The sequence below is a fragment of the Mesorhizobium sp. LHD-90 genome, assembly GCF_030929505.1.
Lineage (GTDB): Bacteria > Pseudomonadota > Alphaproteobacteria > Rhizobiales > Rhizobiaceae > Kumtagia.
The window spans coordinates 24,614-34,361 of record NZ_JAVFVV010000034.1 but is presented as its reverse complement, the minus strand read 5'-3'; the positions used below and the strand labels follow the sequence as shown (position 1 = coordinate 34,361).

Genomic DNA, 9,748 nt, shown 5'->3' with positions numbered 1-9,748 from the left:
TCAAATGCCCGAAGGCTTCCGGTCGCTCAGGCTGCCAGCGCGCCGCCTTCGCGCCGCCTGATGTTCATGCTTCGTTCGGGCTTAGCGTGTCTGGGAAAGCAGATCTTGTTCCGACCCCAACTTGGCGGAAAATCTCCTGCCGAGTTCACCATCGATGACGCCACGCGAGACCAGTGCGCAGGCCTCCTGCCGGCGAAGCGCTCGCATCGATAGTCCGGCAGCCCCTGCCGGGCTATGGCCTCACGGGAGCTGGTCTCACCCGGGCTCGAATCTCTTCGTAAAGGGCTATCTGTCCGGGCATGGCAACCGTCACCGCAAGCCCGAACGGAACCAGTTCGTCGACAGTAGCGCCGGGGTCAGGGTCCCGCTGAACCCTCAGAGGGAGCACCATGTTGGCCGTCACGACGGCCGCGCGCTCGCCACTCCAGCAGCGGGTGTACACCGTTCCCCGATTGGTCTGATTTCCATCGGGCTGATTTCCGTGTGCCGTCACCCCGAGGTTGCTTATGTCGACCGGATCCAGAAGCTTCATCCGAACTGCCCGGTACGCCCGGCGCCCAGGTTGCACGGGCGTCAGCCAGGCGAGCGTAGCCGATATGAAGTGAGGCTGTGCTCTCCCACCGATCGCGGCTGGGATCGGCACAGAAACGTCCACGCTTCGCTCGTTGGCCAGCGACCCAACCGCCCAGAACGTGGCCCGATCGGCCGCGCACGCCACAGCATCGTCGGGATCGAATGCACCATAGCCGATGAACCGGCGAATGTTGTCCTTCTGTCGAGGCGCTTGGCCCCGCCCGAATGGTCCAAGGAGCTCCTTTAGGAATGTGGCGGTCGCATCAGGCCATCGAGCAGGATGCACCAGCAGCGCCTTGAGCAGGGCAGCGCGCTGCGTATTGTCCAACCGGAGGAATTCCTGGCCATATTCGGCCTCGAGCGCGTCGTGAATTCTATGTGCCGTCCTGGAGGCCAGGGCCGCGGCTGCGCTCGTCCCATTGGTGTAGGCTTCGGCTCCCTCGATGCCTGGCTGTGCTGGGGGCGCTGCCACTTTGAGCCCGGCACCCCTGCTGGCACGAGCTGGTGCCACGATGATTTCGCCGCCGCTGCGCACGACGCGCAGATGCTCGCGGGCGCCAGGCAGGAGGATGTCCGGCTTCACGGCATCCGCGAAGCCGGGACCCAGCGCGCTTGAGGGATTGGCTGTATCCATCGCGGAATATGGATTGACGTTTGCTCGCGCGAATGCCCGCTCAGCATGCGGCACCCAGTCGATATTGCGTCCACCGATCGTGAGCCCGTTGACGGTCTCGGCTGGCGAGAGAAGGCGCCGGTCCCCCTGGATGTCGGCAAGCGCTCGCAAGACGGCACGGGCTCGCGCGTCTTCCTGGACATCCTCGAAATCCCGTCCGGTGGCGAATCCCCGCACCGGAAACTCCTCAGTGATATTGCCGGCACTGACCAGGAACAGAATCCCGAACCGGTAGGCGAGCCGATCAAGAAGCCGCGCCCATGGCGACAACTGGCCATGGAAGCGCCGACGAGCATTGCCGAGCGAGATATTGACGATGATGACGTGTGGCGCGCTGGGTTCCTGTGGACCTCGCATGCGCATCACCGCCTGGTAGATCAGGTCGACAATGAGCCTGTCGGATGGAAAGCGGTCAGCGGAACCGAGAACGGGAATGCAATGGATCTGGCGCGGCAACGGGGGTTCGGGCCTGTTGCGGTCGCCATGCACGATGAGCGAGGCCATCGCCGAGCCATGAACGCGCTGCGCCACCAACGCGGTCGGCTCCAGACCGAAAAGATCCTCGATGTTCAAATGCGTCCGAAGAAGCGGATGGCCGGCCATCGGAACGCCATCGAGCACGGCGAGTATCGGGTCGTTGACAATCGCAGGCGGCGGAGCAAGCGGCGTTAGCGGAACCACGTCGGAGACGTCAATCTCGGTGACCACGCTTTGCGGTCGGATATGCATCACTTGCTCGATGCCGGCCAGGCTGGCCGGCGATCGCTCGATGATCGTTCTGATCGCAGCCACCGGCAGTCTTGCGAGAATCGCATGATAGGCGATGTCGTCCAGCCTGACCCGACTGACGATCGTGCCCCTATATGCGATGATAGCTCGGATGACGCTGGCCTCGTTGGTCGCAGCCGCCTCAGCGTTCGGCCGAAACACGATCTCGACCTCCAACGGCACCAGTTCGTCGTCCGCCTTGCCAAAAATCTCCTCGCCGAGAACAGAGGCGTCCAAAGGCTGTACGCGATCGTCGGGTCCCCAAGGGCGCAGGTCGCGCAGGCAGGCGAAGACGTCGCGCCATGGCGTGTAGCCGTCCGGGAGATCCCTTCCGGTGAGCCATATCCGCCAGAGGCTCTCGATCTGCCGCAAGGCGCGCGTGTCGGGAACCAACAGATATGCGACCGGTGCGCTATCCTGATCGCTGGGCAGTTCCTCTTCGTCGACGAGCTCGAGCCCAGGAACCCTGCTGATCGCCTTGGCGAACGTCGTGATGCTGCCTCTGACCTCAAACACAAGCAGGCGCTCGGGAGCCAACGCCGCAGCATCGGCACGCAATTCCAGAGCCGCCGGGTCGCGCGCGAGAACTTCGGCGAGGCGTCGGAACCTTGGTCCGAACCGCTGTTCCTGGTCAGCTGTGGCGTAGGGTTCAGGCCGCGGGACGACGGCTCGTCTTCCGGGAAGCCTTGCCTGAGATTGCCCCGGATTTAGCCTGAGAAGTGGTTTGGTCGGATCGCTCGCCATCTATTACCTCTGGTCGCACTCGGGATGCCCAGAGGTCTAATTCCGCACGCACTGCGTCATCGATCGAAAGCTCCCCCAAGCTCAGTATCTGTCGCCGTCTTACATTCTGGGAAAAATCAATCGCCTCCGCGTAGCTCACAGGTCCGAGCTTGGCTCCGAGCGCGCGGGGCAATAGTCGCGGCTTTTCGGGCCATTGCGACGTCACCCGGTCCAGGAAGATCTCGATCTGTTTCTTGTCGGGCGCCGGAAACGCCAGGCGAAGCTGAAACCGGCGCCAGACCGCGCGGTCGAGCAGTTCGGCGTGATTGGTCGCGGCTATGACAATAACGTAGCTCGGCAGCTGGTCTAGCTGCATCAGGAGGAACGACACGACACGTTTGATTTCGCCGGTCTCGTGAGTGTCGCCACGCTCCTTGCCGATCGCGTCGAACTCGTCGAAGAAAAGAACGCTTGGGCGCGTGCGCACATAGTCGAAGAGCTTCCTAAGGCGCGCATTCGTCTCACCGAGATAGCTGCCAATGAGCGCGTCGTAGCGCACGACAAAAAACGGCAGCCCCAGCGCTTCCGCCACTGATTCCGCAAATGACGTCTTGCCGTTGCCGGGCGGTCCCGACAACAAGACCCGATGACGAGGCTCGTAGCCGTGCGCGCGCAGGATGTCTGCGCGCACATGCTCTTCAATCAGTTGCCGTCCGCCCTCCTTGGCGGGCAATGGCAAGAGAAGCTGGGCCATCTGCGTGCGTGGCTCGATCTCAAGAATCGCGTCTTTGCCCGGACCCGCTAAGTTGGTGGCCGCCGTCAAGGCCGGCGGCGTCACCGGAACGGCCGACAAGGCCCGCTCCAATCGATCGGCCACGACGTGGTGGTTTTGCGCCCGCTCCTCCGCGACCAGTGCTTCAGCGGTGGATTTCAGCATTTCCCGATCGCCGGTCGCGCCGGCGCGTACAAGGGAAACGAGAAGATCACTGCGGGCCATGATTTCTAAAGAGGGTCTCTGCGGCAAAAGTCCGTTGCCGAATCGTACACGAATAGTTCTTAACTGTCTTGCAAAGAGACGCCGCGTTAGAGACTCCGCGGCCCGTCATCAACCGCTTTGCGGTCTACACAACGCCCCAAGCGCGATAGCGTCCTCTGCCCGTGATCTCGCGTAGGCCAAGCTCGGCGACGAGATTGAGCGCGCCGCGGGTGGTGACCTTCAGCTCCTTTTCGATCATCGCACTCGAAACCAGCGGCCGTGACAGGGCGAAGTCGATCAGCCGCGGCAATTTTGAGTGACCGCGCCGGCCCTTGAGGCGTCGCGTCATCTGTTCCCGCGCCAGAACCAGACGATCGTGCTCCTTGAGACCGAGCGCGGCCGCCTCCGACACCGCATCCAGAAAGGCGAGGAGACGCACCGTACGGCTGCGATGCCGCCGCTTTTCACGCGCGACGAGGCGCAGGCCGGTGGTGAGGTTGGCAAGATGCGCGGTTGTCTTGCCGTACTGCCTCAGCATGGCGCCGACCAGCAGGACGCCGAGCCACGGCGCATGCTGCAGCGGCGCTTCTGTCTCCCAGGTGTCCCAGAGAACGGCGGCCCGGAGCACCGGCGGCAGATCGGCGGCCCGGGCGAGCACATCCAGCCACGCCTCGAGCCTGCCGTTCTCGTCCCAGTCGGGATCGTAGATCAGCGGGTCCCTGTCTACTGGTGCGGGCGGCCGCGATGGCGGTGCAACTCCTGCCAGAACAGCCCGCGACCGTTCGAGCACGGCATCGATCGCCGCGAACTCGGCTGCCAGTGCGGCATCGCCGTCGGACTCGGCCTCCGGCGCCGCCGTAGGCAGAACCTCCACCGCCTCCCCTTCCCCGGTATGCGATATTTCCCCTGCCCGGCCCGTAAGCTGCCGCAGCCCGGCGCGGCTCAAAGCCCAGTCGGGCTTGTTGGCAAAGACCTGGCGCCGGATCCGCAGAAACGCGTGCGCCCGGGTGAGCTCGTGCGTTGGCGCCCGCACGTCCATATGGGCATCGTGCAGCACCAGGTCCTCAAGGTGGACGAGCTCCCCTTCGATCCACAGCGCCGCCACCGCGTCGTGAAAGTTTTGGCGCTCGATCCAGCCGTCGCGCACCGGGGATCTTGTCAGCCGCTCGTCGAGGCGGGCGAGCTTGTCTTCCGCCGCGATCAGCGGGCCGGCGAGTTCGGCCCACGGGATCGTGTCGTCGAAGTGCGTCCCCAGCGGTTGAACGCTCATGCCCGGATTGAACTCCCAAGCTGAAAAATCCTGCGTGCCGTTCACCCAGGTCTCCCAGAGGGCTTCTGGCCGTCGGATGATGAAACCACAAGCCGTTGATTTTGGGGTCGTTTGCGGGAGGGGGCGAGGACCTCGTCGTCATCGAGGTCGTCGGCAGGGAGAACGCCGTATGCCTCTTCATCGACCTTGAAGAGGATGATCGGCGTCATCAGGGTGCGCGCGAGGTTCCAGGCGTGGTTCTGAGCGAGGCTGAGTTCTTGCGACATTGTGTGGCTCCCGTGGCTGCGGGGACCATTCCCCGCTCGACAGGCGCCCGTCGGGTCCAGCTAGGACCGCGATCCTCGCGACGGCGAAGCCATGAGCGACGGCACGCTTTGCGTAGTCCGACCCCGCAGCGGGTTGATCGAAAAGGTCCGGGCTGGAACAAGGGATCTAAGCCGATAAGAGCGGGAGGTGGTCTTTGCGCCGGAGCGGTGCTGTCACTTTGTTTGACGTCCGGCCGCGCGGAGGGTTCGACAGAAGTGTCAGATTATTTGAGCGGCAACCGCCTTCCACTCGGCCATGGCGTTAAGCCGGTGATTTCGGATTTGATCTGCGGATCGGATTGAACGGTTGGGAACGAAGAGATTGCGGACGGCAGAGAACACGGACACGAAACGTTGCAGCGAGGCGATCGATCGAAAGCCCTGTCGCATTCGCTCCCGTTTTCGAAACGGCAGATGAGAATTTTTGGCGCGGTTGTTCAGGCCTTTGTGCGAGCGATGCTCGACATTGGGCATGACCTGACGCCTTGCGGCCGAGTATGATTTCAGCTTGTCGGTGACGATGCGCCTGGGCGAACAGCCCTGTTTCTTCAAAAGCCGTATCAGCAATCGCCTGGCGGCTTTGGTGTTGCGGCGTGTCTGGACGATCTCGTCGAGAACATACCCATTCTGATCGACAGCCCGCCACAGCCAGCATTTCTTGCCATTGATGCGGACGACAACTTCATCGAGGTGCCAAACATCGTCCTTCGATGGCGCCTTCCGCCGAATCCGGCGGACATAGCCGGGACCGTGCCGCTTGCCCCACCGGCGAATGGTTTCATAGGAGACGACGATCCCACGCTCCAGCAGCATTTCCTCGGACGCGAGAGGGCCCGTTCCATTTGCCCTCTTGACGTTTCAGCCAGCGATATCTGGTGGGATTCTTGCTACTGAAGCTCTTAAACAACCAGCGCTCCGGCATCGACGATTCCGTCTGCCGGCCTCGCTTGATCTTCAATATTATTGCGCGAAGCAGCGTCGATGGTGCTCGGTCACGGACTGATATGCATGCGTAGCTGAAATAAGCGTCGCTTCCGCCAGCCACGAACCGACGAACTGGACGCTCAGCGGCATGCCGTCAGCGTCGATCCCAACCGGGAGGGTTATGGTGGGATTGCCCGACATCGAGAATGGGCAGGTGAAGCGATGGATGCCGTAGATGATATCCTCGTCCATCGTTAGCATCCGCTCGCGCGTCGGGATCGCGAAGGCAATGACCGGCAACGCCACGATGTCGACTGCTCGCAGCGCCCGCTGCATCTGCCCGGAAAACACGGCCCTACGCTTTTGAAGCCGCTGGAGCTCGATTGCTCTCAGGCCAAGCCCCAGATCGAGATGAACTGCAAGCGAGCGTGAATAATGCTGAGCCTGCGAAGGATATGTATCTTCATGGACCAGGGCCGTCTGGGCCGCGCAAATCTTGAACCAGTCCCAGATGATCTGTTCGACCGGTGGGAGCGATATCTCCCGTATCGTCGCGCCCAAACCCCTGAGCGTCGACAATGCATTGTCGATACCATCGACGATGGGTTTCTCGACCCCGTCGTCCATCCATGAAGGATCCACGCCGACCACCACGCCGGTCAGGTCGTTGGTCAGATTTTCGGTATAGTTCGGAACGGGCGCACTAAGACTCGTCGAGTCGAGCGGATCGTCGCCGGCGATCACCTGGAGAAGGTGCGCCACGTCCCGGGCGGAGCGGGCCATAGGACCGATTGTGTCCATATCTCCGGCGAGTTCGAATGCGCCGTGCCTGCTTACCCGGCCCCAAGTTGGCCGCAACCCGGTAATGCCATTCGCAGCCGACGGCAGGCGAATCGATCCGCCAGTGTCGGACCCTATCGATCCGAAGCAGAGCCTGGCCGCCATCGCCACGCCGTTGCCACCGGACGAGGCACCGGGCCAGCGTTCGCCGTTCCACGGATTGACCGGCGCTCCGTAAGGCTCGAGGTACTCGCCAAAAACGCCTTCGGCAAGATTGAGCTTGCCCAATATCACCGCCCCGGCGTCCTTGAGCTTGCGGACGACCGTTGCATCCTCGCTTGCGACGTGGTCCCGGCGCATCGGCATGCCGGCCGTCGTCGGTACGCCTTTGAGGTCGAGCATGTCCTTGAGGGCTATGGGCACGCCGTGCAGCGGGCCGAGCAGGCGGCCCTCGCCTCGCGCTTTGTCGGCGGCTTTTGCCGCCGCAAGCGCCTCGTCAGCCAACATGGTGATGAAGGCGTTGTAGCGCTCGCCGACAGCGGTGATCCGTGCGAGGCATGCCTCGGTCAACTCCCGCGAGGTGACATCGCCATCACGCAACATGGCGGCGACATCGGTGAGGTCGCGAAAATGAAGTTCGTCGGTAATGCTCACGTCGTCGGGTCCTCGTGGCGGATCTCGGAGGCGCGCCCTCCGTCAGCCCTTGATACCGTCTTCGGCAAAGCGCCGCATGACGTTGCCTGTGATCGTGGCGACATTGTTCTGGAAGTTCGCGTGGGTAAGGCTTGTGCCCCAGCAGATCGAGCCGGTCGAGAACACAGCCCCACCGTTCGGATACTGCAGATACGTCATGTCGGCGCGCACGCGCGGATTGACCGAAGCGCCGGAACGGCTGTCCTCCATCATCACATCCTCGACCACACCTTGATAACTATCGGAGAACCCGTCCTTCGCAGTGGCGAGCAGCACCGTGCCGGTCGGGCTCCCCTGTGCGTGGTCGAGGCTGTCGATCTCGAAACCGCCCGCGCCTCCCATGGTCGCGCCGAAATCGCCAATCGGCTCATTCGCCCCGACGCCTTCGAATATCCAGGCGTAATCCGGATCGAAGCTCGCCTCGCAGCGCTCGTAAGGTACGGCGTAGTCGTAGCCATGGGCAGCCATACCGACGCCGAATACCTTGTGCGGGGAACGCCCGCGATAGCGCCACAATCCGCTCGGCTCGCCAGTGGTCTGCTGATGGACCTCGCCCGGCGCCGATTGCCAAGCCCGCGTCCCGGCGTTGGTGCGGCGCACCTCCACGACATGAGGACGCTCCGGATGCGGGTCGGTGACCCAGTACATGCCGTTGCCGCCGAGATACATGAAGCGCCCTCCGCGATCCAGATAACGCTCGACCGCATCGAGCATCGGACCGCTCCAGTATTCGGGATGGGTGCCGCTCAGGACGACATTGTACTTCTCGATCGCCGCGATGCCCTCGTGGTGCAGGTCCTCGTCGGTCAGCACCTCGAACGGCTCACCGAGGCTGCGCAGCCAGTCGAGAACGTGGAGGTCTGCGCCAAGCTGGTGTGCGCCCCAGATCGGCACGGAGATATAGTAGGGCCGCATGTTGGGAAGCGGCCTAAGCCGCGAGACGAAGCAGTTGCCGGTTCCGTCCTTGTGGTGATCGTAGAGACTAAGAAGCCCTTGATCGGCGGCGTAGTGGTCGCCCGGCGCCAGCGCTGCCTCCATGCGACGACGCTCTTCCTCCGGGATGGACGGCGAGGTCTTCGTTCCCGAGGTTTCGCAGGAATAGGCCAGGTAGCTGAAGGTCGGCGCGAGAAAGGCGATCTTCGCCTTCTGCTGCCCGCGTTTGGGCCGCACGAAGAACGGAACCAAGTCCTCTTCTTCGCCCGCGCGCAAACGAATCGCGTAGAGACCGCTTTTGAGATCCTCAGGGACGGTGAGGACGAAGTCCGTCTGCCATTTCGCGTCCTCAAGATCGTCGCGATGAAAGTGGATCGCACCGTATTCGGCCGGAATCTGCTTGAAGTCGAGCGAGCGGCCGGTCCAATTCCAGCCGGTCACGCCGCGCATCGGCATGTTGACGATCTCGCCGTGCAAGGCGTTCGGTCCGGTGTCGAAGACGCGCGTCGAGCGAATGCCGATCGAGAAGTCCCAGGCCGCGACGCCGTCGATGCGCGGGGAATCGATCTTACCGTCAAACCCGCGGCCGATCCTGAAATTGTCTTCGCCCGGACTGGCTTCGAGCCGGCCGCTCTTGCGGACCTCGCCATCCCAGCGCCTCGGCGTTTGGCTTACCGTGGCATGCCCTTCAGAGATTTCCGCCGTGATGTGGTACCATTCGTTCCGCCGCAACGGCACGCCTGTCGCCAAGATGGCTCCTCCGCAACGCAGCTCGACGTCTCCGGCCGTGCCGACAAACAGGCCGCAACCGTCGTCCCAGGCAAGTAACTCCTGGAGCCCGGCAATGGGAGCGGTCGGCATATCCACAGCTCCATCCTCAGCCTTTCGGGCCGCGGGACGGGTCTTTCGAAGCGAATGTAGGATCCTTGCGGGAAAGCCTGGACGCGCCCCGGGTAGACGCCATCAATCGGCGAGCTGAACTCGCGCCTGAAAGCTTCGATATGCGAGGGCTGGACGAGCGCCGCCTCGTAGCTGGGCTCCGTGCAACTGACCTTGAACGCGATGCGTTCGCCGGCAGGGGCGCTCAGCCTGTCTCCATATCCGACGATCTTCATAAAGGTTCCTCCCGA

At 63.0% G+C, this 9,748-nt stretch carries 6 protein-coding genes and 1 pseudogene; all 7 read right to left on the bottom strand.

Annotated features, from left to right (window positions below; translation table 11 throughout):
• Positions 1-232: 232 nt before the first annotated feature.
• Positions 233-2,758 (bottom strand): S8 family serine peptidase, encoded by a 2,526-nt coding sequence (locus tag RB623_RS28835; RefSeq protein WP_308060577.1) that lies wholly within the window; start codon positions 2,756-2,758, stop codon positions 233-235.
• Complete coding sequence (locus RB623_RS28830; RefSeq protein WP_308060576.1) at positions 2,664-3,734, bottom strand: ATP-binding protein; 1,071 nt, start codon at positions 3,732-3,734, stop codon at positions 2,664-2,666. The genes RB623_RS28835 and RB623_RS28830 overlap by 95 nt, the downstream gene beginning before the upstream one ends.
• A 124-nt stretch (positions 3,735-3,858) precedes the next feature.
• Positions 3,859-5,028 (bottom strand): RHE_PE00001 family protein, encoded by a 1,170-nt coding sequence (locus tag RB623_RS28825; RefSeq protein WP_308060575.1) that lies wholly within the window; start codon positions 5,026-5,028, stop codon positions 3,859-3,861.
• On the bottom strand, positions 5,025-5,249 hold the full coding sequence (locus RB623_RS28820; protein ID WP_308060574.1) for a hypothetical protein: 225 nt from the start codon (positions 5,247-5,249) through the stop codon (positions 5,025-5,027). The genes RB623_RS28825 and RB623_RS28820 overlap by 4 nt, the downstream gene beginning before the upstream one ends.
• 258 nt (positions 5,250-5,507) lie before the next feature.
• Positions 5,508-6,107: pseudogene (locus RB623_RS28815) on the bottom strand (IS6 family transposase); the annotation flags it as partial.
• Between the two features lie 141 nt (positions 6,108-6,248).
• Complete coding sequence (locus RB623_RS28810; RefSeq protein WP_308060573.1) at positions 6,249-7,646, bottom strand: amidase; 1,398 nt, start codon at positions 7,644-7,646, stop codon at positions 6,249-6,251.
• 42 nt (positions 7,647-7,688) lie between these two features.
• Positions 7,689-9,479, bottom strand: a complete 1,791-nt coding sequence (locus RB623_RS28805) for a N,N-dimethylformamidase beta subunit family domain-containing protein (RefSeq protein WP_308060572.1) — start codon at positions 9,477-9,479, stop codon at positions 7,689-7,691.
• Positions 9,480-9,748 lie beyond the last annotated feature (269 nt).